General features: G+C 61.3%; 22 protein-coding genes. 12 read left to right on the forward strand and 10 right to left on the reverse strand.

Annotated features, from left to right (window positions below; translation table 11 throughout):
* Positions 1-336 precede the first annotated feature (336 nt).
* Positions 337-540 (forward strand): hypothetical protein, encoded by a 204-nt coding sequence (locus DPM35_RS29035; protein ID WP_112130818.1) that lies wholly within the window; start codon positions 337-339, stop codon positions 538-540.
* 952 nt (positions 541-1,492) lie between these two features.
* Here DPM35_RS29035 and DPM35_RS29040 read toward each other — a convergent pair.
* A complete protein-coding gene (locus DPM35_RS29040) occupies positions 1,493-1,771 on the reverse strand; it encodes a hypothetical protein (RefSeq protein WP_112130991.1) in 279 nt (92 codons plus the stop codon).
* 414 nt (positions 1,772-2,185) lie between these two features.
* Positions 2,186-3,991 carry a chloride channel protein gene (locus DPM35_RS29045; protein WP_112130819.1) on the reverse strand — a complete coding sequence of 602 codons (1,806 nt, stop codon included), beginning with the start codon at positions 3,989-3,991 and terminating at the stop codon, positions 2,186-2,188.
* 189 nt (positions 3,992-4,180) lie between these two features.
* On the opposite strand from DPM35_RS29045, the gene DPM35_RS29050 reads away from it, so the two are divergent.
* From DPM35_RS29050 to DPM35_RS29085, 8 genes are all read left to right on the forward strand, one after another.
* The gene (locus DPM35_RS29050; protein WP_112130821.1) at positions 4,181-4,612 is read left to right on the forward strand and encodes a MarR family winged helix-turn-helix transcriptional regulator; all 432 of its coding nucleotides are present in this window, start codon (positions 4,181-4,183) and stop codon (positions 4,610-4,612) included.
* Positions 4,613-4,857: 245 nt separating this feature from the next.
* Positions 4,858-5,460, forward strand: coding sequence for an ANTAR domain-containing response regulator (locus tag DPM35_RS29055; protein WP_112130823.1), 603 nt, complete (start codon positions 4,858-4,860; stop codon positions 5,458-5,460).
* A 2-nt stretch (positions 5,461-5,462) separates the two neighbouring features.
* The gene (locus DPM35_RS29060; RefSeq protein WP_181592214.1) at positions 5,463-6,689 is read left to right on the forward strand and encodes a CmpA/NrtA family ABC transporter substrate-binding protein; all 1,227 of its coding nucleotides are present in this window, start codon (positions 5,463-5,465) and stop codon (positions 6,687-6,689) included.
* A 320-nt stretch (positions 6,690-7,009) separates the two neighbouring features.
* A complete protein-coding gene (locus tag DPM35_RS29065; protein WP_112130993.1) occupies positions 7,010-7,177 on the forward strand; it encodes a twin-arginine translocation signal domain-containing protein in 168 nt (55 codons plus the stop codon).
* Positions 7,178-7,241: 64 nt separating this feature from the next.
* Complete coding sequence (locus DPM35_RS29070; protein ID WP_112130827.1) at positions 7,242-8,543, forward strand: MFS transporter; 1,302 nt, start codon at positions 7,242-7,244, stop codon at positions 8,541-8,543.
* A 13-nt stretch (positions 8,544-8,556) separates the two neighbouring features.
* Positions 8,557-11,007, forward strand: a complete 2,451-nt coding sequence (nirB, locus tag DPM35_RS29075; protein WP_112130829.1) for a nitrite reductase large subunit NirB — start codon at positions 8,557-8,559, stop codon at positions 11,005-11,007.
* A 20-nt stretch (positions 11,008-11,027) separates the two neighbouring features.
* Positions 11,028-11,357: a nitrite reductase small subunit NirD gene (gene nirD / locus DPM35_RS29080; RefSeq protein WP_112130832.1), complete on the forward strand. Its 330-nt coding sequence runs from the start codon at positions 11,028-11,030 to the stop codon at positions 11,355-11,357.
* A gap of 3 nt (positions 11,358-11,360) precedes the next feature.
* On the forward strand, positions 11,361-14,030 hold the full coding sequence (locus DPM35_RS29085) for a nitrate reductase (protein ID WP_112130834.1): 2,670 nt from the start codon (positions 11,361-11,363) through the stop codon (positions 14,028-14,030).
* 1,095 nt (positions 14,031-15,125) lie between these two features.
* On the opposite strand, the gene DPM35_RS29095 is transcribed toward DPM35_RS29085, so the two are convergent.
* Together DPM35_RS29095 and DPM35_RS29100 are read right to left on the reverse strand one after the other, a co-directional pair.
* The gene (locus DPM35_RS29095) at positions 15,126-16,097 is read right to left on the reverse strand and encodes a LysR family transcriptional regulator (RefSeq protein WP_112130836.1); all 972 of its coding nucleotides are present in this window, start codon (positions 16,095-16,097) and stop codon (positions 15,126-15,128) included.
* 141 nt (positions 16,098-16,238) lie between these two features.
* On the reverse strand, positions 16,239-17,237 hold the full coding sequence (locus tag DPM35_RS29100; protein WP_112130838.1) for a class I SAM-dependent methyltransferase: 999 nt from the start codon (positions 17,235-17,237) through the stop codon (positions 16,239-16,241).
* Positions 17,238-17,670: 433 nt separating this feature from the next.
* Between DPM35_RS29100 and DPM35_RS29105 the strand changes: the two genes are divergently transcribed.
* The 3 genes from DPM35_RS29105 (at position 17,671) to DPM35_RS29115 (ending at position 21,104) form a co-directional block, all read left to right on the forward strand.
* The gene (locus tag DPM35_RS29105) at positions 17,671-18,396 is read left to right on the forward strand and encodes a helix-turn-helix transcriptional regulator (protein ID WP_245431693.1); all 726 of its coding nucleotides are present in this window, start codon (positions 17,671-17,673) and stop codon (positions 18,394-18,396) included.
* A 175-nt stretch (positions 18,397-18,571) separates the two neighbouring features.
* Entirely contained in the window at positions 18,572-19,702 is a 1,131-nt protein-coding gene (locus DPM35_RS29110; protein WP_181592207.1) for an MFS transporter, read from the forward strand.
* A gap of 1 nt (position 19,703) precedes the next feature.
* Positions 19,704-21,104, forward strand: a complete 1,401-nt coding sequence (locus DPM35_RS29115) for a hypothetical protein (protein ID WP_112130842.1) — start codon at positions 19,704-19,706, stop codon at positions 21,102-21,104.
* Positions 21,105-21,122: 18 nt separating this feature from the next.
* Here DPM35_RS29115 and DPM35_RS29120 read toward each other — a convergent pair whose 3' ends face one another.
* From DPM35_RS29120 to DPM35_RS29145, 6 genes are all read right to left on the reverse strand, one after another.
* The gene (locus DPM35_RS29120) at positions 21,123-21,653 is read right to left on the reverse strand and encodes a helix-turn-helix transcriptional regulator (RefSeq protein WP_281004652.1); all 531 of its coding nucleotides are present in this window, start codon (positions 21,651-21,653) and stop codon (positions 21,123-21,125) included.
* Positions 21,654-21,698: 45 nt separating this feature from the next.
* Positions 21,699-22,952, reverse strand: coding sequence for a CapA family protein (locus DPM35_RS29125; protein ID WP_112130846.1), 1,254 nt, complete (start codon positions 22,950-22,952; stop codon positions 21,699-21,701).
* Positions 22,953-23,029: 77 nt separating this feature from the next.
* Positions 23,030-23,878 carry a transporter substrate-binding domain-containing protein gene (locus DPM35_RS29130; protein WP_112130848.1) on the reverse strand — a complete coding sequence of 283 codons (849 nt, stop codon included), beginning with the start codon at positions 23,876-23,878 and terminating at the stop codon, positions 23,030-23,032.
* Between the two features lie 52 nt (positions 23,879-23,930).
* Entirely contained in the window at positions 23,931-24,680 is a 750-nt protein-coding gene (locus DPM35_RS29135) for an ABC transporter permease (protein ID WP_112130850.1), read from the reverse strand.
* A gap of 12 nt (positions 24,681-24,692) precedes the next feature.
* Complete coding sequence (locus DPM35_RS29140; protein WP_112130852.1) at positions 24,693-25,352, reverse strand: ABC transporter permease; 660 nt, start codon at positions 25,350-25,352, stop codon at positions 24,693-24,695.
* Positions 25,353-25,616: 264 nt separating this feature from the next.
* Entirely contained in the window at positions 25,617-25,835 is a 219-nt protein-coding gene (locus tag DPM35_RS29145; RefSeq protein ID WP_112130853.1) for a helix-turn-helix domain-containing protein, read from the reverse strand.
* Positions 25,836-25,992 lie beyond the last annotated feature (157 nt).

Raw genomic sequence — 25,992 nt, forward strand, 5'->3', positions numbered from 1 at the left:
GCCGCTTGTCTCTCTGGCCGAACCGTCTCGACCAAGAGGAGTCGCGCAAAAAACCCCGCCGGCCGAAGCCAGCGGGTGAAGTGGGGTCTCGGCCCGGCACGTGGGCCAAGAAAGTAATCATGGGCTCACAGCCGGCCGGGCGCGCCTACAAATGTTAAGAGCTCGCATGCTGCGGTCGCCCCGCTGTCTACACCGCCTAGAGTTCGGCAGCCCGCTGCCCGGATATATCGTTCTACACAATCCTCAATTGGTGGACTCGCGCGATTTATCGGCAGCTAGTGTGTTCCCCCGTCAGGCCAGAAGGAGGGCAATGCCTGCGGAATCCGGGAGGAAACCATGATTGCCAAAGAAGAAGACTACCGCACGAATAGAGCGGACTATCTGCTTGCCGCGAAGAAAGGTCGAGCGACCGCTGATGATGATCGCAATGAGTTACTGGCAAGGGAGATGTGCCAGAGGGACTGGCGCTTAGCAGCGTTGGCCGCAAATCCGTGTAACAGCTTGCCGGAACCGAGGAAGCCAACACGCCCGGTTCTGTGACCCAGAGCGGAAATCGCCTCATGGTCGACCAGTGCAGGGACCTGGTCCCCGCCGGTCAGGCCCGGCCCATGGAGCCTACCCCGCTTCGCGCCGGGCCGCCTGGCTGCACAGCATTGGGATCGAGAATCGGTGGAATGTAACCAACCGTGATATTCATGCAGACTTGCTAATGTAACCTCTTCATCGGCCGACTCTCCCACGCCTGGGAGTCTGCTAGGCCCGGCGGTTCAACCCAACGCTACCCCAACAGATCGCCGAACTGCCGGGCCAAAGGCGGAGGCGAGATGCGCGCTATTCACCGTTCTTTCACAATATTAGCGCAGGCTCACACAAGGTCATGCTAGTACAGCGTACATGCCTAAAAGCCCTAGCGCCGATCCCCCTCAGCGCTGGGGCTTTTTACGTACGATCCATTCGACCATGTTCGGGTCAACGTAATCGTCGCCGGTCATGATGCGGACTAGCTTAGTCGCACGCGGTCGCCACTGGTCTTCGGGTGCGTGGTCCTCGTCCACCCGCGCTGGAACGCCGCGCGCATAACATCGAATTCGAAGTACGAGCCGCTATCCTTGGTCGGTTGCTTAGCCATGGGCCGCCAACGGTTTGCCATCCCGAATGTTCCATTGGCTCGCGATGTTTGACGGAAGCCCCCGTCACAAGGATTTTGAATTCGCCATGTTCCCCTCCCAGACGGGGGCGAAGACCATTCCCCGCGTGGGAGGAATTATACCGCACATCCCGTGAAATGGAAAAAGCCCGTCGCAGCTAATGAGCGTAAGCGACGGGCCTTCGTTAACTGGCTACACCCTGAAGGGACGATCTAATCGCCGCATCCTTTCTCATCGAGATGATGGGTGAACCAACGCTGAATTGACAGGTTGCCGCTGCGGCTCCTTGGCTCTGGGATGGTAACAGAAAGGCGGACCATGGTCCGCCTTTCTGTCAGAACCAGTTAGCCACCCATCTTCTTGGCCATAGCGCAGAAATCGGCATGCGCCTTGTTGAGCGTGGCGTCGCCGCAGTCTTTCAGCACCGCAGTTCGTTCGTCAGGTTTCATCGCCATCCAAGCCGTTTTGAAATCGGCTTCCGATCTCAGGGTCTTCATCCCGGCATCGGTGAAGAACGGCGACATCTTGGCCGGGTCATCGAGCGCAGACGTAGACCCAGCCATTGCTGCACCGCTGGTCATTGCGAGCGCAAGGGCGCCCATTGTGAACATCTTGATATTCATCGGAACTACCTCCATGAGATAATTATCCTAGAAGGTAAACGTGCGCTTACCGAGAGTGGTTCCGAATGCCGCTTCAGGGTAATGACGGTGTCCTGCGCTATCGCGATCGGCCGTTCGGCAGTGCTTGTTTATCCCAGAAACTCTGAGCGAGGCATGCCTTCCAACGGCGGAAGCAAGAAGCCGCGCGCTAGAAGACGCGCTGGCTCTGGGAAGATCGTCAACATGCCTGAATAGCCCGGCCTGCTTATCTAGGTGACACAGGATTTGCAGGCCGGGCTATCAGCCAGGCTGGAGCTTATCCTCAGTGACCAACAGCCGATAGAGCAGTGGCAGCGCAGCCGAACCCAAGCCGATCCTACCAAGGCGAAGGGTAGAGCGATGCCCCAACGCACAGATGACGAGCGAAGTCTTCATCTAGACCGCGCTGTCGCTGACGCTTTGTTGCGCCTTGCGCTTGGCGCCGAAGCTCAGCAAGGCGGTGCGATCGCGCTCCTCCGCCTGCTTTTTCGACCTTACCCGCATCATGTCTTTCCAGCCGATATAGCCGATGAGCCGTTCATCCTCGCGCGAGACCACCGGCAGATGCGAGACATTGGCGGTGAGCAGCTTGTCGGAAAGCGCTTCCAGATATTCATCCGGATAAGCGAGCGTGATCTTGCCGCCGCCGAGCAGTTCGCCGAGCGTCGCCTTACGGTGCTTGCCCGCGCGCCGCCACCGCAGGATTGCCGGTGGATCGATGACGCCGAGCACATGCTCATTATCGTCGATCACCGGGAAGCTCGGATGCCGCGTGTCCGGCGCGGTCAGAAAGGTCGCCGCGCTATGCAGCGTCATCGTCGCCGGCACGCTCTCGACCTTGGTCGTCATCACATCGCGTACCCTGGTCAAGGCGAACGGATCGACGCGATATTCGCGCACGAGATGGTGCCCGCGCCGCGCCACCTTCTCGGTCAGGATCGAGCGCTTCATCAACAGCACGGTGACCGCGTGCGCGGTCGCGCAGGCCGCGATCAGTGGCACCAGCACACGCGTGTCGCCGGTGAGTTCGGTGGCGAAGAAGGTCGCTGTCAGCGGCGCCCGCATGGTGCCGCCCATGGTCGCCGCCATCGCCAGCAGCGGCCAAAAGCCGGGGCTTGCCTCGGGCAGGATGCCCGAAAGCACTGTGCCCATCGCACCGCCCATGATGAGCAGCGGCGCCAGCACGCCGCCCGAGGTTCCGGATCCCAGCGCCACCGCCCAGATGACGGCCTTCACCACCAGAAGCAGCAGCGCGGCGGCGGCGACCGTGCGGCCGTCAAGCATGTTGGCGATGTTGTCGTAGCCGACACCAAGCGCGTGCGGCTCCATCAGCCCACCGATGCCGACCACCAGGCCGCCGATCATCGGCCACCACATCCAGTGGATCGGCAGCTTCAAGAAAGCGTCCTCGCAGGCATAGACCAATTGCGTCAGCAGTCCTGAAAGCAGCCCGGCGGCGATGCCGACCACCACCCAGCCGCCGAGCCCCGCGATCGATGCCTCCATGGTGCCTGAGAACGGAAAGATCGGGCTCGGCATGTGCAGCAGGCTGCGCTCGACTTCCGCGACGATCGCGGCGACCGCGACCGGGATGAAGCTGCGCGGCGTCCACTCGAACAGGAGCAGCTCGACGGCAAGCATGATTGCCGCGATCGGCGTGCCGAAAACCGTCGTCATGCCGGCCGCCGCGCCCGCCACCAGCAGCGTCTTGCGCTCATTGTCGCTGACCGGCAGCATCTGCGCGATCAGCGAGCCGATGGCGCCGCCGGTCATGATGATCGGGCCTTCGGCGCCGAACGGTCCGCCAGAGCCGATCGAGATCGCCGACGACAATGGCTTCAGCACTGCCACCTTGGCGTCTAGACGCGAGCGCCCGAGAAGGATCGCCTCGATGGCCTCGGGAATGCCGTGGCCGCGGATCTTCTCGCTGCCGAAGCGTGCCATCAGGCCGATGATCAGCGCGCCGATCACCGGCACGAGCACCGCGGCGAGCCCAAGCGGTGAATTCTCGGGCTTAAGGTCGGCCAGCGAGAACTGGCCGAAATAGGCGATGTTGGTGGCAAGCCTGATGAGCTGCAGGAGCACAATGCCGGCGAACAGCCCGGCAATCGCCACCACGACGGCAATGGCCGCGATGATCAGCACGCGCGGATCGGTGGTGAAGTCGCGAAGATGGCCGTTGCCGGCGTGAGCGGATTTCATTTTGGGGAGCCCGAGCTTTCTGGCGGCGCGAAGACCGACCGGTTTCGGCCAGCTTCATATCGTAACACGATATAATTCTTCAAGGTCGTTTTCGATCATCGATCCGCGTCATTTTGAACAACGATTGCGTCAGGCTCCGAACTTTGAAAAGAGTTTGAGCTTTGAGTGGAAAGAGCCATAAGTCGAAAAATGACGTCTCCGGCGAAACCACCCCCCGCCATCAGCCAGGCCGACTACCAGCGGCTGTCGCAGTTTCGTTATCTGATCCGCCGCTTTCTCGAATTCAGCCAGGTCCAGGCGAATGAGGCGGGCCTCACGCCGCGCCAGCACCAGGCGCTGCTGGCGATCAGGGGGTTTCCGGGCGGTGGACCGGTGGCGGTGGGCGATCTCGCCGAGCGGCTGCGCATCCGCCACCACAGCGCGGTGGAACTGGTGAACCGCCTTGCCGAGGCAGGCCTGATTATACGCGATCAGGACAAGAGCGATCACCGGCGCGTTTTGCTGCAGCTCACCCCTCTGGCCGATGATCGCCTGGCCAAATTGTCGGCCGTGCATCTCGATGAGCTTTCGCGCATCGAGCCGATGCTGCGGCGTCTGCTCTCACGCCAGCAAGAACCCTAGACTAGCCCGGCATAAAAGGCTTCACGCACCTCGTAAAAATCACAAGTCAACCGCCCTTCGCCTCAGCCACTTAACGGTTGCGAATAAAACAAGGACGTACCTTTGAAGGGGGCCTAAGCCAAGCACCGCGCCGGACGATCAGGGAGGTCGCGCCACTTGGCTTACGTCAACGCGTCGCCGAGACTACTCTATTCACTACTCCACCCCGCATTGCACAATTCCGGTCTGGCTGCACAATAGGGCGCATGGCTGCCGGTTCGTTGACCATCCTTGTTATTGATGAAAACCGCATCCGGGCCTCGATCATCGAGGCCGGATTGCGGGACGCAGGCCATCGCCATGTCACGGTGATCCATGACGTGGCCGGCATTGCCCGGCGCATCGGCGAGATCGAGCCGGATGTGATCGTCATCGACCTGGAAAATCCCAATCGCGACATGCTGGAGAACATGTTCCAGCTGTCGCGCGCCGTTAAGCGGCCGATCGCGATGTTCGTCGACCGCTCCGACCAAGCCTCGATCGAGGCGGCGGTCGATGCCGGCGTGTCCGCTTATGTGGTCGACGGGCTGAAGAAGGAACGCATCAAACCGATCCTCGACATGGCCATCAGCCGCTTCAACGCCTTCTCGCGCATGGCGCGCGAATTGGAGGAGGCGCGCAGCGAGCTGGAGAACCGCAAAGTCATCGACCGGGCCAAGGGCATATTGATGAAGTCGCGGCGGTTGAGCGAGGAGGCTGCCTACACGCTTCTGCGCAAGACCGCCATGAACCAGAACCGCAAGATCGCCGATATCGCCCAGAGCCTGGTGACCGCAGCGGGGTTGCTGGATCCGCTGGAGGGCGAATGAGCATGACTGCCGCGCATCAGATCACCGCCGGCTTCATGCCGCTCTTCGACAGCGCCGTTCTCGTCGTGGCCGGTGAGATGGGCTTTGCCGCCCGAGAAGGCATCGAGCTCAAGCTGCAGCGCGAGACCTCCTGGGCCAACATCCGCGACCGCATCGCCATCGGCCATTTCGATGTCGCGCACATGCTGGGCCCGATGCCGCTCGCCTGCAGCCTCGGGCTGACGCCGCTTGCCTCCGACACCATCGTGCCGTTCTCGCTCGGGCTCGGCGGCAACTGCATCACCGTCTCAAACGCCGTTTGGGGCGGCATGACGGCCCGTGGCGCCGTGCCCGACCTCGATCCGGTGCGTGCCGGGGCGGCCCTCGGCGCGCTTGTGCGCGAGCGCTCGGCTGCCGGCCGCGAGCCGCTGCGTTTTGCGGTCGTGCATCCGCATTCCGGGCACAATTACGAACTGCGCTACTGGCTCGCCGCCTGTGGCATCGACCCCGATCGCGACATCGAGATCGTCATCGTGCCGCCGCCCTTCATGGCCGATGCGCTCTCCGCCGGCCGCATCGACGGCTATTGCGTCGGCGAGCCGTGGAACAGCGCCTCGGTCGCCGCCGGCACCGGCCGCATCGTCACCGTCAAGGCGCTGCTCTGGCGCAACAGCCCGGAAAAGGTGCTCGGCGTGCGCAAAGCCTGGGCGGAGGAGAACCCGGATGCGCTGGCGGCGCTGCTGAGAGCGCTACATAACTCCGCCCGCTGGTGCCAGGATCCGGCGAACCGCAGCGAGTTGGCCGCGCTGATGGCGAGGCCCGCCTTCCTCGGCCAGCCGGAGGCGATCCAGATGCCGGCGCTCACCGGACGGCTTCAACTGGGCGGTGGCGTCGAGCGAAGCGTCGGGGATTTCTTCCTGCCTTTCGACAAGGCGGCGAACTTCCCCTGGAAGAGCCATGCGCTGTGGTTCTACACGCAGATGGTGCGCTGGGGGCAATTGCCGCACACGTCGCAAAACCTCGCCATCGCCCGCGACTGCTACCGGCCCGACCTTTACCGCTCAGCCTTGAAGCCGCTAGGCGTGGCGCTGCCGGGCGCCAATGCCAAGGTCGAGGGCGCGCTGAAGGTTGCGACGCCGGTCGGTTCGGCAGGGGCAAGCCTCGTGCTCGGCCCGGATGGATTTTTCGACGGCCAGATCTTCGATCCGGACCGGATCGACGCCTACATCGCCGGCCAGAAACGCGCCTGATCATTTGCGCGCCATTCTTGTGCATTGCACAAAATTTATGCGGCATGTTTGCGCTGCTGATCATTCTTTGACCGCGCCGCCGCACCGGTCGACCCCCGGCCGATTCTGCTATCCAATTGATTTTAAGTGAAATTCTGAGTTTTCGCAAAACTGGCACGCTTCGTGCTTTGAAGTAACCGAGCCCTTCGCGGGGCAACAGAATGGGCGTCCAATGGCGGGCGCCACAGGCAAAGCTGCCGCTCAGGTCACCGCGCGATCCCGATGTACGGACGCGAGGGGGCCTGGACGGCAGCTTTTTTCGTTTTGGACCGGAGATGACGATGACGAGACGGATCGGACCTTCGCTCAGGGATTTCACCCGCCGCGATTTCCTGGCGAGCAGCGCGCTGACGGCGGTGCTGTTCATCGCCGCGCTGCTCTTGTTTCCCGCCAGCCACGAAGCAGAAGGCAAGGGTCCGCAAGTGACCGCGCAAGCCCCGGCGCGCTGACCGATGCCACGCCTCTGACCAACACAACACGCGGTGTCTTCCACGCCGCAAACCGGAGCCGACCATGACCGCAAACCTCCCAGCCGCGCAAAGCCAGGACAACAGTTCCCGGCAGGCGCTCGTCATGTCCACCATCGCCTTCACCGTCTGCTTCGCGGTGTGGACGATCTTTTCCATCATCGGCGTGCGCATCAAGCAGGAGCTCGCCCTGAACGAGACCGAGTTCGGCTTGCTGGTCGGGACTCCGATCCTAACCGGATCGCTCGTGCGCATGGTGCTCGGCATATGGACCGACCGCTATGGCGGCCGGCTGGTCTACACGATGACAATGCTCGCGGCGGCGGTCGCGACCTTCCTGCTCGCCTTCGCGCACACCTATCAGCAGATGCTGGTCGCAGCGCTCGGCGTCGGGCTCGCCGGCGGCTCCTTCGCGGTCGGTGTCGCCTATGTCTCGCGCTTCTTCCCCGCTGGCAGACAAGGCACGGCGCTCGGCATTTTCGGTGTCGGCAATGTCGGCGCCGCGGTCACCAAGTTCCTGGCGCCGCTCGTGCTGCTTGCCTGGGGCTGGCAGTCGGTGGCGCTGATCTGGGCCGCGGCGCTGGTCGTCATGGCGATCGTCTTCTGGTTCACCACCAACGACGATCCGGTCATCCGCGCGCGCCGCGCCGGCAAGGCGGCGCCGGCGAGGAGCTTCTGGCAGGAGTTCGCGCCGCTGAAGAAGCTGCAGGTCTGGCGCTTCGCCTTCTACTATTTCTTCGCCTTCGGCGCGTTCGTGGCGCTGTCGCTCTGGCTGCCGCGCTACCTGATCGGCGTCTACGGATTCGGCATCGCCACGGCCGGCATGATCGGCGCCGCCTATTCAATTCCGGCAAGCATCTTCCGCGCCTATGGCGGCGTGCTGTCCGACCGCATCGGCGCCCGCACCGTGCTCTATTGGACCTTCAGCGTCTCCGCTGTCGCGACCCTCGTTCTGTCTCTCCCCTCGGCAGATTACGTGGTGCGCGGTATCAGCGGGCCGATCCCGTTCCACTTCGAGATCGGCCCGCTCGCCTTCATCGCCATCGCCTCCGTGCTCGGCTTCTTCATGAGCCTCGGCAAGGCCGCCATCTACAAGCACATCCCCGTCTACTACCCGCAGAGCGTCGGCGCGGTCGGCGGCGTGGTCGGCATGATCGGCGGCCTCGGAGGCTTCATCCTGCCGATCGCCTTCGGCGCGCTGAACGACGTCACCGGCGTCTGGTCGAGCTGCTTCATGCTGCTCTTCCTCATCGTCGTCTCCTGCCTGGTCTGGATGCACTTCAGCATCCGTCGGATGGAGCGCGCGGCCGCCGTCAAGACACCGTCCCTTTCCTACGCCGCCGAATAGACCGGAGACCGACATGAGCGAAAAACTCGTCATCATCGGCAACGGCATGGCGCCGGGCAGGATGCTGGAGCACCTGCTGGAAGCGGCGCCCGACCGTTACAGCGTCACCATCTTCAACGCCGAGCCGCGCGTGAACTACGACCGCATCATGCTGTCGCCGGTCCTGGCGGGCGAGAAGGCGTTCGAGGAAATCGTCATCCACGGCGATGGCTGGTACATCAAGCACGGCATCACCCTCTACAAGGGCCACCGGATCGTCGCCATCGACAGGGACGCCAAGACCGTCACCTCGGACCAGGGCGTGACCGAGAGCTACGACCGGCTAGTCATCGCCACCGGCTCGGTACCGTTCATCATCCCGGTGCCCGGCAAGGACCTGCCGGGCGTGCTCACCTACCGCGACCTCGACGACGTCAACGCCATGCTGCTTGCCGCGCAGTCGCGCGCCAAGGCGGTCGTCATTGGCGGCGGCCTGCTTGGGCTCGAAGCCGCGGCGGGTCTGAAAGAACAGGGCATGGACGTCACCGTGCTGCACGTAATGCCGACGCTGATGGAACGCCAGCTCGACCCGGCCGCCGGCTACCTGCTGCAGAAAGCCGTCGAGGCGCGCGGCATCAAGGTGATGACCAAGGCCAACACCAAGGCCATTATCGGCGACGGCAAGGTCGAGGGTGTCGAACTGATGGACGGCACGATCATCCCTGCGACGCTGGTCGTGATGGCGGTCGGCATTCGGCCGAGCACCGCGCTCGCCAAGGAGGCCGGGCTCGACGTCAATCGCGGCATCGTCGTCGACGACCGCGTGCGGACCTCCGATCCTGCCATCATGGCGCTCGGCGAATGCGCGGAAGTCGGCGGCCATGTCTATGGGCTGGTCGCGCCGCTTTATGAGATGGCGAGGGTCGCGGCGGCCGGGCTGGCGGATGGCGAGGACAGGCGCTTCGTTCACTCCGACACGCCGACCAAGCTCAAGGTCACCGGCATCGACCTCTATTCGCTGGGCGACTTCGCCGACGGCGAGGATCGCGAGGAGATCATCCTGCGTGACGCATCAGCCGGCATCTACAAGCGCGTGGTCCTGCAGGACAACCGCATCATCGGCACGGTGCTGTTCGGCGAGACGGGCGACGGCGCCTGGTTCAACGACCTCAAGAAGAAGGCGACCGACATCTCGGAAATGCGCGACACGCTGATCTTTGGCCAGGCGTTCCAGGGAGGCGTTTCTTCGGACCCTTTGGCGGCCGTTGCGGCACTGGCGGATGATGCGGAAATCTGCGGCTGCAACGGCGTCTGCAAGGGCAAGATCACTGGCGCGATCACGGCCAAGGGGCTGACCGGCCTCGACGACGTGCGCGCCCACACCAAGGCTTCGGCCTCCTGCGGCTCTTGCACGGGGCTCGTCGAGCAGTTGCTGAAGCTCACGCTTGGCGAAGCCTACAATCCTGCGGCGGTGCAGCCCATGTGCGGCTGCACGAGCCTCGGCCATGACGACGTACGGCGCCTGATCAAGGCGAAGGGCCTGAAGACGATTCCCGCCGTCATGCAGGAGCTCGAATGGAAGACCTCCTGCGGCTGCGCCAAATGCAGGCCGGCGCTCAACTACTATCTGGTCTGCGATTGGCCCGACCAATATGCCGACGACTATCAGTCCCGCTTCATCAACGAGCGCGTGCACGCCAACATCCAGAAGGATGGCACCTATTCGGTCGTGCCGCGCATGTGGGGCGGGGTGACCAGCGCCGACGAGCTGCGCGCCATCGCCGACGTGGTCGACAAGTTCGAGATCCCCATGGTCAAGGTCACCGGCGGCCAGCGCATCGACATGCTGGGCATCCGCAAGGAAGACCTGCCCGCGGTATGGGCCGATCTCGGCAAGGCCGGCTTCGTCTCCGGCCACGCCTATGCCAAGGGCTTGCGCACGGTGAAGACCTGCGTTGGCACCGACTGGTGCCGTTTCGGCACGCAGGATTCGACCGGGCTGGGCATCCGCATCGAGAAATTCATGTGGGGTTCCTGGACGCCGGCCAAGGTGAAGATGGCGGTGTCGGGCTGCCCGCGCAACTGCGCCGAAGCGACCTGCAAGGATGTCGGCGTGGTCTGCGTCGACTCTGGTTACGAGATCCACTTCGCCGGCGCCGCCGGCCTCGACATCAAAGGCACCGAAGTGCTCGGCCTGGTAAAGACCGAGGACGAGGCGCTGGAGGTGATCGGGGCGCTCGTCCAGATGTACCGCGAGCAGGCGCGCTATCTCGAGCGCATCTACAAATGGGCCAAACGGATCGGCACCGCCGAGATCAAAAAGCAGGTCCTCAACGACGCCGAGAAGCGCAAGGCCTATTACGAGCGCTTCGTCTTCAGCCAGAAGTTTGCGCAGGTCGATCCGTGGTCGGAGCGTGTCTCCGGCAAGGACAAGCATGAGTTCCGGCCGATGGCGTCGGTCGGGTTCGCGGAGGCGGCGGAGTGAGTCGACAGGAAAGAGACGGCATGAACTGGATCGCCATCGGCTCCATCGCCGACATCCCGCCGCGCGGCGCGCGTTGCGTCGCCACACCGCAAGGCAAGATCGCGGTGTTCCGCACCGCGGACGACCGGATCTTCGCCATCGAAGACCACTGCCCGCACAAGGGCGGGCCGCTCAGCCAAGGCATCGTCCACGGCGCGGCGGTGACCTGCCCGCTGCACAATTGGGTGATCTCGCTGGAGACCGGCAAGGCGCTCGGCGCTGACGAGGGATCAGTCAGGACGATCCCGGCCAAGGTCGAGGGCCAACGGCTGTTCATCGCGCTCGAAGCGCTGGCCTCGAAAGCGGCCTAAGGCATGGAGGAAGCGCGCGAGGTGAGGACCACCTGCCCTTATTGCGGGGTGGGCTGCGGCGTGCTGGCCGAGGTCGCCGCGGACGGCACGACAACCGTCCGCGGCGATCCCGAACACCCGGCCAATTTGGGCCGGCTGTGCTCGAAGGGCGCTGCGCTTGGCGAGACACTCGGCCTGGAAGGCCGTCTGCTTCAGCCGGAGTTCGGCGGCAGACAGGCCGGTTGGGATGAAGCGCTCGACCTCGTGGCCTCAAAATTCTCGCGGGCGATTGCCGAGCACGGACCGGACTCGGTCGCCTTCTATGTCTCCGGACAGTTGCTCACCGAAGACTATTACGTCGCCAACAAGCTGATGAAGGGTTTTATCGGCTCGGGCAATATCGACACCAATTCGCGGCTCTGCATGGCCTCGTCGGTTGCCGGCCACCGCCGCGCCTTCGGCGAGGACATCGTTCCTGGCGTCTATGAGGATTTCGAGTGCGCCGATCTCATCGTGCTCACCGGCTCCAACACCGCATGGTGCCATCCGGTACTCCACCAGCGCATGCTCGCAGCCCGCAGGGAGCGTGGAACGAAGATCGTCGTCATCGATCCACGCCGCACCGCGACGACCGACGAATGCGACCTGCATCTGGCGCTCGACCCGGGCACGGATGTGTTGTTGTTCAACGGGCTGCTCGCGCATCTCGTCCACACCGGAAAGATCGAGACCGATTTCATCCGTGAGCATACGAGGGACTTCGACGCCGCGGCCGCGCTTGCCAGCGCCGATGCACCGTCGATCACGCGCGTCGCGAAAGGTTGCGGACTGGCGGCCGCCGATGTTCAGGCATTCTACGATCTCTTCGCCGAGATCGATCGCACGGTCACGGTCTACAGCCAGGGCGTCAACCAGTCGGCGCATGGCACCGACAAGGTCAACGCCATCATCAACTGCCATCTCGCCACCGGCCGCATCGGCAAGCCCGGCACGGGGCCGTTCTCGGTCACGGGGCAGCCGAACGCCATGGGCGGCCGCGAGGTGGGCGGTTTGGCCAACCAGCTTGCCGCGCATATGGACTTCGCGGACGCGGCCGGCGTCGATCGCGTCTCCCGCTTCTGGAATGCGCCCAACATCGCGCGGCGTGGTGGCCTGAAGGCCGTGGACATGTTCCAGTCGGTCGCCGACGGCCGCATCAAGGCGCTGTGGGTCATGGGCACAAACCCAGCCGTCTCGATGCCGGACGCTTCGCGCGTGCGTGCCGCTCTGGCCAAATGCGATTTCGTCGTCGTCTCGGACGTGACCCGCACCGACACCACGCGCTATGCCGACGTGCTGCTGCCGGCGGCCGCCTGGGGCGAGAAGGACGGCACGGTCACCAATTCGGAGCGCCGCCTCTCGCGCCAGCGGTCTTTCCTGCCGGCGCCGGGCGAGGCGAAAGCTGACTGGCGCATCGTCTGCGATGTCGCCACCCGCATGGGCTTTGGCGATGCCTTCGCCTACAAGACGCCGGCAGAGATATTCCGCGAGCACACCGCGCTGTCTGCTTTCGAGAATAGCGGCGCGCGGCTGTTCGACCTTGGCGGGCTGACCGGCCTTAGCGACACGGATTACGATGCCTTCGCGCCGCGCCATTGGCCTGCGCCGGAGCACCGCAAGAAGCAGACAAGATTGTTCGCCGACGGCCGTTTTCCGGCATCCGACGGGCGCGCGCGTTTCGTGCCGGTGCGGCAAGAGGCAACGGCCTTCACCATCGATGCCGACTATCCGCTTGCCCTCAACACCGGCCGGCTGCGCGACCAGTGGCACACGATGACACGCACCGGAAACGTGCCGCGCCTGATGGCGAACGCCCCGGAGCCGGCGGTCGATCTCCATCCGTCGGATGCGGCCGCACACTGGCTTAAGGATGGCGACCTCGCCCATCTTTCGACCCGCTTCGGCTTTGTCCGTGCGAGGGTGCGGGTGTCGGAAGCACAGCGGCGCGGCCAGGCCTTCATGCCCATGCATTGGAGCGGGCAGTTCGCAGCCAGGGCTTCCGCCGGCCTGTTGTCCTCAACGGTCACCGATCCGCATTCCGGCCAGCCGGAGCTCAAGCATGTTCCGGTCAGGATCGTGCGCGAGAACACCGCCTGGGCCGGCGTGCTCATCACCCGACGCGATCTGCGGCCAACGGGTTTCGTCCACTGGAGCCGGCATGCGATCGAGGGCGGCTGGTTCTACGAACTGACCGGAACCGAACCGCCGGATCAAGGCATCCTCCTGGCGCGCAAGCTGCTCGCTGTCCCGCGGCAGGATCAGCTTCTGGAATACACCGATCGCCGCGGGCTCGCTTATCGCGCCGCCGCCATCGACGACGCCGGCGCCATGGCCGAGGCTCTGCTGGTCGCTGCGCCGCACCAGTTGCCGGCGCGGGACTGGCTGGTATCGCTCTTGGCCACGCGCCAGAAGCTGTCGACGGCCGATCGCCATGCGCTTCTGTCGGGACGGTCGCCTGTGCCGATACCCGCTATCGGGCGGGTCGTGTGCGCGTGCTTCCATGTCGGCGCCAACCAGCTTGCGTCGGCAGTCGCTTCGGGATGCGACAGCCTCGAGGCAATCGGCTCGACGCTGCGCGCCGGCACCAATTGCGGCTCGTGCCGCTCCGAGATCCGGGCGATCATCGAGAAAGGCATGCTGCAGGCCGCGGAGTGAAATTTTTGTCGGGGCGGGAATAGCGCATGACCACCAGCACACGTGTCAGATCCCGCCACTTCAGCGTCACCAGGAAAAGAATCGCAACGCGCCGAGACCGCGCCGTCGATGATCGCAGCACCGATGCCGTTCTCATGCTAATATAGCTGAAGCGGCGGATGTTCTCGTCTTCGTCATCGTCGGCGAGGAATTCGGGCAGGTCAGGTTAGCTGGTTCCCTTGTCGGTTGGCTCGGTCGCCGAGCCGATCAGAAGGCGCAGTTGAAGGCAACGGACGAACTGAGCGAGTTACCGGACGACATGCTTAGCGATATCGGGATTTCCCGTGACGGATCACTTTCCGCTGGGTTCGGGCTGCCGGATGAAGGTACCTGACTATTCCCCTGTGGCGCTGGCTTCTCCTCGGTCGCAGGCGTCTTAGCCGCCTCACCATAAATCTCGGCAACGCCCCATGCGATCGCCGCCAGCACAGTGCACAGATCAAAACGGCAAGAACCGAAAGTCCGCGGCCACCCTGGCGCGCTTTCTTTTCTGGGATCTCGTGGGCCATCGAACACCATCATTAAGAGGATGGCCGGGCGAGCACCACGGCCAGGGGTGATACCTGCTGCTTGGCTAACAAGCGATCCCCAAGGATGTTCTCACAATGAACCAATAAGAAGCCGATGGCCGGGAGCCTCTCTCTGGCGACTGAGTTAAGTCAGTAGCTACCGCAGTGCAGATGCGGCCACTTGCGGACGTCCGCAAACCGCAGACGCTGACTATCCGCCCACCAGGTCCGGACGGAGCTTTGCCTCTCTACCCCGTTCAGGCCTTGAGTCGGGACCAGGCTAAGCAGCCTCCTACCAGCGGCGATGTTCTGACGCCGGGCACGATCCGCATGCAGCGTGAAGTGCCCTCCTCATGAGACCGGGCCGAACGCTCACCATCTTTGATGGCGGAGGTCGTTCGCCCGTCGAGAGCCTAAGATGCCCTATTTTAGCCCTGAAACTTGAGGCACCCGTAGCCGAAGGTCAGCGCGTTCATTGCAATCAGCAGCTTCACCGCCTATCCGCGTTAAGTCTCCTCGCGCTCCCATTTCGGAGCAGTTGCTTCATCTATTGTCGGCCCCGCCGAGACTTGTCGATGGCGCCACGGGATGATCCAGATTGCACCCGTGATCTTTGTCCTAGAGCCCCTGCCGCCATGTGCCCGGCCATCGTGATCAGCCGAAGGACAGGCCGCTTCGGATTTGAATCAAGCCAGACGGCGCTGATTGAGCTGACACTGTTCTGCCCCTGAAGAGGTTTCCAAATGGCGGAATCGATCGTGAAATTCTGGGCATGACTTTCCTCGGCCAAAGTTACACCTTGTCCAAGCTGCACTTTGAGGAAGATCGTCGCCTGGTTGGCGCGACAGACCTGGACAGCGGGACCGCCACCGGCGGCAATGCGCTCCAGCAGACGCATATCCGGCTTCGGTTCCTCCGACCCCGCGGGAACCAACAGCCTCATGTCAGCGAGGTCGGTCCACGCGATTGCCGGCTTATCGATAAGCGAATGACGCGGCGGCAACAGAACAAAGAGGCGCTCCTGCCAAAAAACCTCACAGCGGCAGGCCGTGACTGACCCGAGGTCATGCGTGAACACGATGTCGAGGCGCCGACGTCGAATGGCGGAGAGGCATTCCCCGACAGGAATATCTTCTATGGTCAGGCTCACGTCGGGATATCGGCTAGCGAAGCGATCGATAAGGCGCCTGAGGAATTCCCCTCCTGTCAGCCAGCACAATCCAATACGAAGCGTATTTTCATCCTTGTTGTCGCGAGCACATAGCATCAAGGCGTCGAGCAGGCCGTCATAACGAGCACGCGCGACGTTGGTCCAGGCACGGCCAGCCTCGGTCAACCGAACTCCGCGAAAGTCGCGCTCGAATATCTGCATCTCCAAAAGCTGCTCGAGCTTGAGAACATTGCGACTTACAGATGATTCCCCGACGTTCAGCGCTCTTGCCGCCTGCCGCAAGCTACCGTGATCCATGGCTGCGAAAGCGAAGGCAAGTAACCGAAGGGCATTACCGTTCCGAGTCATCCATCGGACGCCTTGCGGGTTATGGTGCTGGGTTCTGACTGTTCTGGCGCCAAGCGTTCGGGTCTATTCCTGCGCACCGGTAGTGGCCTGACAACTGCGTTTGCCTGCACGAAGCGGCTCCGATGGAGCATGGCAAACGCATCACTTTTGCTGCATAGCGGCAACATAATCGGTGAGGCTCCGGTGCAACTCGGCCTCATATACATATTCATTTGGAATGGCGGGGTCTCCCATCTGCGAAAGATAGAGGTTGAGGTTTTCTCTGCTGTTGCTGGCAGCGAGGCTGCAGAAATTTCCGCTGTTCCACGTCATGACGCAGTGATTGAAATGCGTGCCCACTGCCCGAGACATCTCTTGCAGCGTCACTTCATTGTTGAACATCGTCGTGAGGACCGCGGCCTTCTTTTTCTCGATCTCGTCTTGGGGGAAATAGCGGGCCTTGAACCCGAAATCCTTCTGCCACTCCCGGCGCGCGTAGTCGTTGTCGTCGACCGCGCGGAACTTCTCGACGAACACGAAGATGCCTCCTTCCTTTAGGTGCTGCGATACAAACTCAATCTGCTTCGCTCTGTTTGGCGAGTACATTTGGAAGGTAGTGTCCTCAAGAATCAGGTCGAATCCTGAAGCGAACTTTGCAAGCCGGACGTCTGAGCTCAAAACGTCTTTGGTGAGCCGATGGAAGGGCCCGACGAAGAAATCGGCATCCGGCGGTTCGCCATATGCCATGAAGCATTTGTAGTTTTCCGCGTTGGGGCTGCACGACAGGCTGCGGATCTTTCCACTAGACAACTCCGAGAGTGTCCTGGCCATGGTACCTTCCGCTGTCCCGAGGCTGTACAGCGACAGTGGCGTCTGACGATACCGCGCGTATTTGAGCACGGCATAGGCCATTCGGCATTCTTCCTCCAAACGATAAGGAATGCTGCCGTGGTAGTGCTGGTCGAAAAAGCCTTGCCGGGCCGCGTGCAACCCGACCAGACCGCGAAGCAGAGCGTCGCTGGGCAGCAGCCTCGTGTCGACCGACGGCCTCCGGATTGGCATTCCACTCTGACCGGCAGCGGTGGCCGCGAAGAAGCCTTTGAGTTCGTTGATCCGCGGACCACGGTCGCATTCGGCCAGAAAATCGTCGAGTCCTCGCATCGCAGTGTGCCTCCACAACCGTTCAATCGGTGAGACGCTAAGGCTCGACGCGGAAATGAAGATTAGCGTAGATTAATATTAAGCAGCGTCGAATATCAGCGTGGGAGACAGATAGATCGACGTGGTAGAAACGACTTTCACTAGGTTGCCGTTTTTTCTGCAAAGGCACATCTTCTACCAACCCAGAATTATTTGTGATTTGTCTGGCAACCTATGGTTCGCCAGAAAGCACGAGAGCGAACTTCTCGTAGTAAGGAGGTCGTTTAGCTTGGCGGAGACTTTTTGCCTGGACCCGAACAACATACGCCCCTCGCAACACCGGACACTGGCTCATCAGTATGAAAGCTGGGGAAATATACGAGCGGACTTAATTAGCAGGACCGGGTTAGGACGACAGGAAACGAGGATTGCGTACCCGCGGCATATGTTCCTGATGAACCTCAAGGGCTCGGCGCAGCGCGGAGAAGACTTCGTCGACGGCCGCCGGGTTTCTTTCTCGGCAAGGCGTCCTGGCTCGATAATATTTATCCCTGCCGAGAGCGAGTGGATCGGCTGGGATGAGGGCGATGCGATGGGGTCCTATCTTCTGGTGTCAGTCGAACGGGAATTCGCGGAACAGGCTTTTGGCGGAACAGCATTCTCCCTCTCGGCGAATTTGCCTCCGTGGATCGGATTTCGCGACAGCACCATTGAAATGGCGCTCCAGAGAATTGCGGCTGAGCTCAGACATCCCGATCCGATCAGCACGACGATGGTGGAGAGTCAGGTTGCGCAGCTGTTCGTTCAATTGGTCCGGTTGAATCGCACCTGCCACCGGGCGGCAAAGGGCGGTCTGTCTGCTTTCGACCTCAAGCGCGTTATGGCAATGATCGAGTCGTCATCAGCGGACCGGCCCACGCTGGGAGACCTTGCAAAAGAAATTGGTATCAGCCGGTTTCATTTTGGCCGGGCTTTCAAGCAGTCGACAGGCATGACGCCGCATGCGTTCATCGCCCAGCGTAGACTGGAACAGTCCGCGGCTATGCTTCGATCGACCAAATTGTCGGCGACCAAGATTGCAATGGAATGCGGCTTCGCAAGCTCGAGCCATTTCACGACGGCTTTCAAGCGTGGCTTTGGTGTCAATCCGATTGAATTCCGGCGCATGTGCAAGACATAGACCGACGCCGGCGGGATGATGATTCCAGCAAGGATTTGAAAAGTCCGACATCGCTGACAAGCAGGCTCCGTGGGAAAGAGTACGACAAGCGGCCGGTGCGCCGCTGACGTCTGATGCCTTCCGAATTCATGATGACCAAAGACCGACCATGCAGTCCCGAGTGCCCTTCCGATTCTTGACCAGCACGTTGTCCGCTGCTGTCGGGCGAAACGGCTATTACATCACATCCGCCTGGATTCTGGTTGAAGCAGGGTACGGAAGCAGCAGCGTAGCGACATTGCTTGCGATCGTCAGCGTCGTTGAACTCCTTGCGAGCCCTCTCGTCGGCGTGGCGGCGGACCAGTTTGACCGGCGACGGTTGAATATCGCGGCCGATCTCGGTCGCTTTGCCATCATGCTCGCCACGGCATGCGCGCTTCTCCACGAGAACGTGTTTCTAACGATCTGTCTTTCAGCAGTCGTCTTTGCATTTTGTGATCGTGTGGCGCTAACCTGTTCGCAGGCAGTCATCCCCGCCGTGGCGCGACGCGGCGACCTCGTAGCATCGAATTCACTTATCTGCTTCGTAATGCAATTGGGTTGCCTGGCGGCAGCTCTGCTGTTCGGGTCCTTGCTCAATGAGCACTCCCCTGCCCTGGCTTTCATCGTCCTTGCCATGTTCTTCCTTGCTTCTGCGGCCACCCTGTTCTCGATGCGGCCGGACTCGTCGTCGTACGGGATCTGCGGTGCCAGACGTCTTGCACTCGACATTGATCCGGGCTTGCTCCGCCTCTTTGCGGTGTACGCGCTCCTTTATGGAGGCGCGGTCCTGATCAGTGTGATGGGATCTGCGTTTGTTTTCGAAGAACAAAGAGGTGCCGCCGTCGATTTCGGCCATGTCGAAGCCGCATGGTCAGCAGGTTCGCTAATCGGTGCGATTGCTCTAAACAGGCTGGCACGAGCGATTAGTGCTCATATGCTGCATCTCACGCTGTTGGGCTTTACCGCCCTCGCGCTGATGGCGCTGATACTCATGTCTGCGCCGTGGACACTGGTTGTCTTTGCGGCACTCGGTTTCCTCTACAATCTGGGCCGCGTCAGTGTCGAGGTCACATTGCAGTCGCGAGCATCCCATAAGGTCCTGGGCAGGGCCAAAGGCACGATGCATAGTCTCGCTGTCGCGCTCGGCTTGGGCATTTTCAGCGTTGCTGCTGCTTTGGGAGACACCGTATCGCCCTCGACTATTTTCTTCGGTTTCGGAGTGATGCTGGTCATCAGTGTTCCTGCGATAGGCATAGGTCTCGCACGGCAAAAGATCGGATCGTGAAGTGGATGAGCCAGTACCAGGCACAGACGAAAAACAGGCGGTCCTAGAGTCGCTCGCAATCCTTTACCCGTGGATTCGAGCTTTCTATTCACGACCGATCCGCGACTATGCAATCCGCCTCTTTGAGGCGCCAGCTTCTGAAGCCCTACCGGAAATTCGCCGGCATGCCCTGACCAAGCTGCTGGGCGTCATCAGAACCGCAGGTAAGCGAAACGGATTGTCGGTCGAGGCCGTTACTCGGATTTGCCAAGAACTCGAAGCGCGGCGCGTGCTGCAGACGGGACCTCATCTGCTTATGCTCTTGGACCCTGAAGCCTATTACACACATATTTTCAGCCTCGTCGGCCTCGCAGGGCACGGTTGTTCGACTTACTTGTCCTATGCCGTCTCCACGGTGAGCCTTGTTGAAAAGGCGCGCAAGGGACCAGGCTGGCTTACCGTCGAGGGGAATCCGATAAACGTCTTCGGCCTCAGCCGAAGCCGCATGATCGGTTACAGCCTTCTCACCGGACCTGGGTCTTATCAGTTTGAGCTGACGCCTCCTGAGCAAGGCGTTGAAGGGGAGGCGCTTGCCCTGCTCCGCAAGTTTTTGCCGAGGGGACAATTCGTGCGGCCGGCACATGCCATCAAGGCTGCAAATCTCATGCTTTGGCCAAAGTTGTTCGGAAACCGGTTTGCGTTCCTGCAGATCGACGACGAGGACATTGCCGATCTAGTGGCAGACCATTTATTGGATGAGGATTCCTGGCTGCGGACAAGGCTGCTGGAACACCCGAAGCTTGCGTTGAACATCCTTGCCGAGATCGACAAGCTGGCGGACGGACCCTGGGGTGGCTGGCTCGCACGAAGCACGGATTTCTTCTGGTTGTACGAAAGGGGCAGGCGCCTGCCTTTGCGCCTTGCGGCAGGCGAACTCATCGACCAAGCGAGCGGAACGAGAGTGGCTCGTTTCGCGGCGCCCGATATCGTTGACCGGCTGAGGGACCGTACCCTCATTCCCAATCTGCTTGTCATGTTTCTGGTTGTGTCGATTCTGCCCAGTGTGCGTGCGCTCGGAGGCAGTCACCAGCCGGTGTATTTTCCTCTGATGCGCTACATCCTCTTTAATGCGCTCAAGGGCGCGAACATCGATGCGGATCTTCGCCACGCACTTGCAAACGACGATGTGCCGGGAGCTTGGGGGCACCGAGTGATTGAATCCGGTGACGAACCTTTTGAGCTGTTGCGCAATGACGGCATCGTTGAAACCAGCGATCTGATCGACCGCTTTGGCGCTGTGCCTTTCGCGGAGGCGTGCGGAAGTATGAGCGGCTTTATTTCGGATACGTCCTGGCAAGATCTCCAGACAGGGTTGCGAAAGCAAGCGATCGCCGCGACTGATCCAGAGTGGGGCTTTTCCTGAAAGGAGATCTGCTAGCAGTCAGTTGCCGGATCTAATACCTTTGATTTGAGGACGCGAGCGGCCGGGCAGCGTATTAGAGGCGCTCAGTTCTTCCGCCATTGCGGCTATCAGGGTAGATACGCGAACGCGCACCCGCGGGGGCAGTTGAACGAGACGCTCGATCAAATGTCGACCTTCTGCGCTGGCGATGAAGTCAATGCGCTCATCGACCGGCAGGCGTGAAGCCGCCCGATCGTTCTCACCGTTCCCCGGAAGAAGTTCGAAAAAGCGGCTAACTGGGACGCCTAGCGACTTGCCGATCTCATAGATCATGGAAGCGCTCACACGATTCCTTGCATTCTCGTATTTCTGAAGCTGTTGACAGCTGACGCCTATCGATCGCGCAAGCTCCGCCTGCGACACGTCCGACTGCATGCGAACCACCGCGATCTGCCTGCCGACATGAAGATCAGCAGGGTGAGGGTCGCTCTGGACCTTGGCCCTTGGCCCTGCCCGGCGAGGGCTCGAGCTTTTCGGTTTCAACAATCCCTTCCGATCCCAATGGGTCACGCCCTGATAGAATCCGTGGAGGCCGCCCCTGACCTGTGCCGGTTGTCATCCGAATTTTCGCGTGGGCGGCATGGCGATGGTGCCGGAATATCCAGAAATCGCGATCTCGGCACCAAAGCTCCGAGAGCGGGCCGCAAAACCGTCGAGAATATCTCGCGCAACGTTTCCGGTAGCGGCTAGCGGAACCAATCTGCCTATACCCGATTCTGAAGGCTGATGTTCCCCACCAATCACAACGGGCAGAAGGTCTATCGTTTGGAGGGTTCCGCCACCATCGTATTGGCATGCTGCGACAATGCTTTGCCAAACTTCCGGCGGACCCCATTCGTTCTCGTCGGGGCGTACGTGGAACAGAAAATTGCCGAGACCATAGAAGATCGGCGAGCCGTTGTAGATCTCCAATGCCTGAAGCACGGGAGCGCCGTGACTGACGAAAAGGGCTGCGCCGGCGTCCACGCACATCCTGGCGAAGGCCTGCACCCAACGCGGCACGTCCTGCCACCCCGGCTCCCAATGATGGTGGTGCAGATAAGCAATGACGAAGTCTCCTTGTGAGGCTGCTTGCCGGATGGCGGACAGATGCATTTCCGCGCTTTGCGGATCGATCTCGATCAGGCGACCGAAGTTCTCTGCCTGAGAAAACACCGTACCGTAGAAATTGATCTCCGCGTCGCCCGCCACTTCCGGCGGATCGTCGGGTTGCGCATAGTTGGTCAGTTCGAAGGGCGAGCTTTGCAAATGGCCGCCAAGCCTTGCCAATCTTCGAAAATGTCCATCAGGCACACCAATCTTCCGGACGGAGGTCAGCCGGTTGACGCCAGGGCGAGCAGGCCGGGAGTCAGTGCGGTTCGCGGCATACATGTTGGCCGGACCGGGGCCTGCGTCGACTGCAAGCAGAGAGACCTGCCGATCGCCTAGATTGCGCCGGCCGAGCGTCGCCGCATGTGCCTCGTCGATGCCGATCCCGGCGTGCAGGAAACTCCGCGCCTCTACCTCTTCCAGCGTGGACCGGATACCGCAAGGGCCTAGGTCGAAGGCGTGATTGTTCGCCAGGGCAAGTGCGTTGAAACCTATATCTTGCAACGCGTCCAGCACCTCGGGCCGGGAGTAACCGAAGTATTTTCCCTTGGTCGGCCAACCGCCGTGCTTCCCGAGGATCGTCGACTCGAAATTGGTAAATACGACGTCGCCTTGCTGCAGGAAGCGTTCAACCTCGACGAACCGCTCGTCCTGGACATGGCGGATGTCGTGGGTGATCAACGACTGGCCGGTGACGACCGCGCAAAAATGGTCTTTCATCTAACTTGTCCTTGGGTGGAAGGTGTGGCGCCAGCGTGAGTGCGGCGCCGAGTCAAAGTCGGAGCCACCTCTTTCGGCTATTTCGATAAGGCCGGGGCAATATCAGCCTTGAACCATTTCAGGCTCAGCGCCTTGATCGTTCCGTCCCTGGTTGCAGCGTCGATCGCCGCGTTGAACTTTTCGACCAGTTCGGCATCGTCCCTGCGCATGCCGGCGCCTACGCCCGGTCCCCAGAGGCCCCCCTTCAGTTCAGGGCCGAAGAACACGGCACTGGAGCCATCGGGGGTCTCCAGGAAATCGCGCCATGTGAAATAGTCGGCGAGTCCGCCGTCGACACGTCCAGCAGCAAGATCGAGCTTGAGGTTGTCAAGGCTGTCATAGCTGCGGATGGTCACGACATCGCCGAGGAGTTGCTTCACCACGGCTTCCGAGTTCGATGAACGAAGGACACCAATCGCCTTGCCGCTGAGGTTCGATCTGACGCGCTCGATAATTGCTTTCTCCTTGTCCCCAACGGTTGAGAGATTGACTTTTTCCTTCGTGTCGCCGGCATCGAGCCCAAGCTCCTTGCGCACGACGAATTGGTTGAAGCCGCTGGCGTAGGGGTTGGAAAAGACGATCTGCTGCTTGCGCTTCTCGGTGATGGCCATGCCGGACATGATGACGTCGTACTTGCCGACCAGCAGCGCCGGAATGATCCCGTCCCAGTCTTGGGCGACGAAGCTGCATTTGACCTTCATTCGATTGCACAGTTCGAGGCCGACATCGACATCGAACCCGTAAAGCTTGCCGTTCTCATCGGTCCCGTCCCACGGTGGCGACGCGCCTTCGGTGGCGATCGATATCGTTTTTTCCGTCCCGGCCAGGGCCGGGAATGCTGCAAGCAAGCCGGCGATGGAAAGGGCAATAGCTAAGCGAATGCGCATGAGGCACCTCTTTGTTTCTGGGTCTGAGGAAAGCGGCTGCTAAGCTGCGGCGTCACGGCACGGGTGTCGTGGTCCGATGTCTAGGCAAGCCCGGGCGGAACCGCACCTTGCGTCGTCGCGTTGGATGGCCGTCTATCGAAAGCCGCCGTTCAAGGAACTGCGTCGCCTTCACGGCCAGCGTCGTCAGCGCCAAGTAGATCGCCCCCGCAACGATAAAGATCTCGTAGGGCGCGAAGGTGGACGACACCAACTGCCGAGCCATACCGGTGATCTCGAGGAGCGTTACGGTGCTTGCCAGGGACGAGCCTTTGATCATCCCCACTACTTCGTTGCCGTAGGCCGGAAGCGATATCCTGAAAGCGATCGGGAAGGTGACAAGCCGAGCGATCTGGAGACGTTTCAGGCCAAGCGCCGCGGCAGCCTCTACGACGCCCTTTGGTACCGACAGGAGGCCACGGCACAGGATCTCGGTCGTGTGCGCCGCGCAGTTCAGTGAAAAGGCGAGCAAGGCGCACCAGAAGGGATCGCGCAAGACCAGCCAAAAGACGCTCGCTCTCACGGCTTCGATCTGGCCCAGCCCGTAATAGAGCAAGAAAAGTTGCACGAGCATGGGCGTCCCACGAATGACATAGGTATAGGCCAGCACACCTAGGGACAGGCTCGGGCGACCAAACGCGCGGGCAAAGGCCAAGGGCACCGCCAGCAGAAATCCCGCCGTCAGCGAGAGGACCGTCAGAGTCAAGGTGAGGACAATGCCTGACGGCAGGACAATCATGGCGTCGAACATTAAGCTGAGGTTCATCGGGCCACGCCTCTATCGGCCGAGAGCCGGGTAGCGCCGCTCCGCCAATCGGATCGACAGCAGTGTGATCGTCGTCAGCGAGAGATAGAGAGAGGACGCCGCAAGGTAGAAGGTCAACGGGGCGCGCAACGATCCGGCGCCGACAAAGGCAACGCGCATGATGTCGGTCAAGCCGACGATTGACACCAGCGCGGTATCCTTGAACAACGATATCCAAAGGTTGCCATAGGCCGGCAATGCCAGCCGCAGCATCTGCGGGCCAATCACAAAGGCCCACCTTTGCCAGGCGTTCAACCCAAGCGACTTCGCGGCCTCGGTTTGGCCTGCTGGGACGGCTGCAATCGCTCCACGGAAGACTTCGGTGGCGTAACCGCCGAAGACAACCGTGAGCGCGATCACCCCAGCGGTAAAGGCATTCACCTCCACGTATCTACCAGCGACCTTGCTGGCAAAGATGGTGCCCCCGAAATAGATGAGCAGGATGATGAGGAGTTCCGGAACACCGCGAACGACTGTCGTGTAGGCCGTCACCACAGCTTTGAACCGGGAAGCGGGGGAACTCTTCGACATGGCCAACAAAAGCCCCATCACCGTGCCAAGAGACCCACTAACAAGGCCGAGACTGACGGTGATCAAGAAGGCAGCAGCAAACTGAGCAGTAAAACCGCCCATCGGATTCATCCATTGGCTCGCAGCTTCGCAACGTACGGCGCTTCTCAACGCAATACCTTCGGTTCATCGCCGCTGTCGCGAAATTTAATTTATGTTACAACCTGCAGTGATCTTGCAGGCTTTACGCAGACTAATGGATACTTCTCTTCACTCAATCTATTATTTTCGAAATTTTCGCTATAATGAATGGTTATAGGTGCCTGCTGATTGGTTCACCTTAAGCAGTTTCGCAGGAACGAGACGTGATCGTCGTGGCGGTCCGGATCAATGACCGTCGTCGGGCCTGACCAATTCTACGTGGTCGACACCAAGGGCTTGAGCCAGTTCATAGAGCGTTATCACGGTCGGATTCCTCCGGCCGCGCTCCAAGCCACTGAGATATTGCTGACTGAAGCCGGAACGCGCCTCGACTTCCTCTTGGGTCAGGCCCCTCTCACGACGCAAGCGGGCGAAGTTCCGGCCGACCAATTTGCGCATATCCATGCGCTGGAAGATCGCGACTTACATACTCTGAGTTTATCAACTATAGTATGTAAACGGTTAAGCTGAGGAACATGCCCATCGTCTTGGGCACGAGCAAGGCTCTGGCGACTATCTCTTCAAAGATTGCGCACCACGTCGCTTAAGCCGCCGCTTGTTA

This window comes from Mesorhizobium atlanticum (assembly GCF_003289965.1).
Lineage (GTDB): Bacteria > Pseudomonadota > Alphaproteobacteria > Rhizobiales > Rhizobiaceae > Mesorhizobium > Mesorhizobium atlanticum.

What these genes read in the sequence shown, in the direction of transcription:
- DPM35_RS29105 (WP_245431693.1), top strand. Translation starts at nt 17,671, where the DNA reads ATGAACCTCAAGGGCTCGGCGCAGCGCGGAGAAGACTTCGTCGACGGC.
- DPM35_RS29145 (WP_112130853.1), bottom strand. Translation starts at nt 25,835, where the DNA reads ATGGATATGCGCAAATTGGTCGGCCGGAACTTCGCCCGCTTGCGTCGT.
- DPM35_RS29095 (WP_112130836.1), bottom strand. Translation starts at nt 16,097, where the DNA reads ATGACTCGGAACGGTAATGCCCTTCGGTTACTTGCCTTCGCTTTCGCA.
- DPM35_RS29055 (WP_112130823.1), top strand. Translation starts at nt 4,858, where the DNA reads ATGGCTGCCGGTTCGTTGACCATCCTTGTTATTGATGAAAACCGCATC.
- DPM35_RS29045 (WP_112130819.1), bottom strand. Translation starts at nt 3,991, where the DNA reads ATGAAATCCGCTCACGCCGGCAACGGCCATCTTCGCGACTTCACCACC.
- DPM35_RS29040 (WP_112130991.1), bottom strand. Translation starts at nt 1,771, where the DNA reads ATGAATATCAAGATGTTCACAATGGGCGCCCTTGCGCTCGCAATGACC.
- DPM35_RS29130 (WP_112130848.1), bottom strand. Translation starts at nt 23,878, where the DNA reads ATGCGCATTCGCTTAGCTATTGCCCTTTCCATCGCCGGCTTGCTTGCA.
- nirD (WP_112130832.1), top strand. Translation starts at nt 11,028, where the DNA reads ATGAACTGGATCGCCATCGGCTCCATCGCCGACATCCCGCCGCGCGGC.
- DPM35_RS29085 (WP_112130834.1), top strand. Translation starts at nt 11,361, where the DNA reads ATGGAGGAAGCGCGCGAGGTGAGGACCACCTGCCCTTATTGCGGGGTG.
- DPM35_RS29050 (WP_112130821.1), top strand. Translation starts at nt 4,181, where the DNA reads ATGACGTCTCCGGCGAAACCACCCCCCGCCATCAGCCAGGCCGACTAC.
- DPM35_RS29135 (WP_112130850.1), bottom strand. Translation starts at nt 24,680, where the DNA reads ATGAACCTCAGCTTAATGTTCGACGCCATGATTGTCCTGCCGTCAGGC.
- DPM35_RS29035 (WP_112130818.1), top strand. Translation starts at nt 337, where the DNA reads ATGATTGCCAAAGAAGAAGACTACCGCACGAATAGAGCGGACTATCTG.
- DPM35_RS29070 (WP_112130827.1), top strand. Translation starts at nt 7,242, where the DNA reads ATGACCGCAAACCTCCCAGCCGCGCAAAGCCAGGACAACAGTTCCCGG.
- DPM35_RS29140 (WP_112130852.1), bottom strand. Translation starts at nt 25,352, where the DNA reads ATGGGCGGTTTTACTGCTCAGTTTGCTGCTGCCTTCTTGATCACCGTC.
- DPM35_RS29125 (WP_112130846.1), bottom strand. Translation starts at nt 22,952, where the DNA reads ATGAAAGACCATTTTTGCGCGGTCGTCACCGGCCAGTCGTTGATCACC.
- nirB (WP_112130829.1), top strand. Translation starts at nt 8,557, where the DNA reads ATGAGCGAAAAACTCGTCATCATCGGCAACGGCATGGCGCCGGGCAGG.
- DPM35_RS29100 (WP_112130838.1), bottom strand. Translation starts at nt 17,237, where the DNA reads ATGCGAGGACTCGACGATTTTCTGGCCGAATGCGACCGTGGTCCGCGG.
- DPM35_RS29060 (WP_181592214.1), top strand. Translation starts at nt 5,463, where the DNA reads ATGACTGCCGCGCATCAGATCACCGCCGGCTTCATGCCGCTCTTCGAC.
- DPM35_RS29065 (WP_112130993.1), top strand. Translation starts at nt 7,010, where the DNA reads ATGACGAGACGGATCGGACCTTCGCTCAGGGATTTCACCCGCCGCGAT.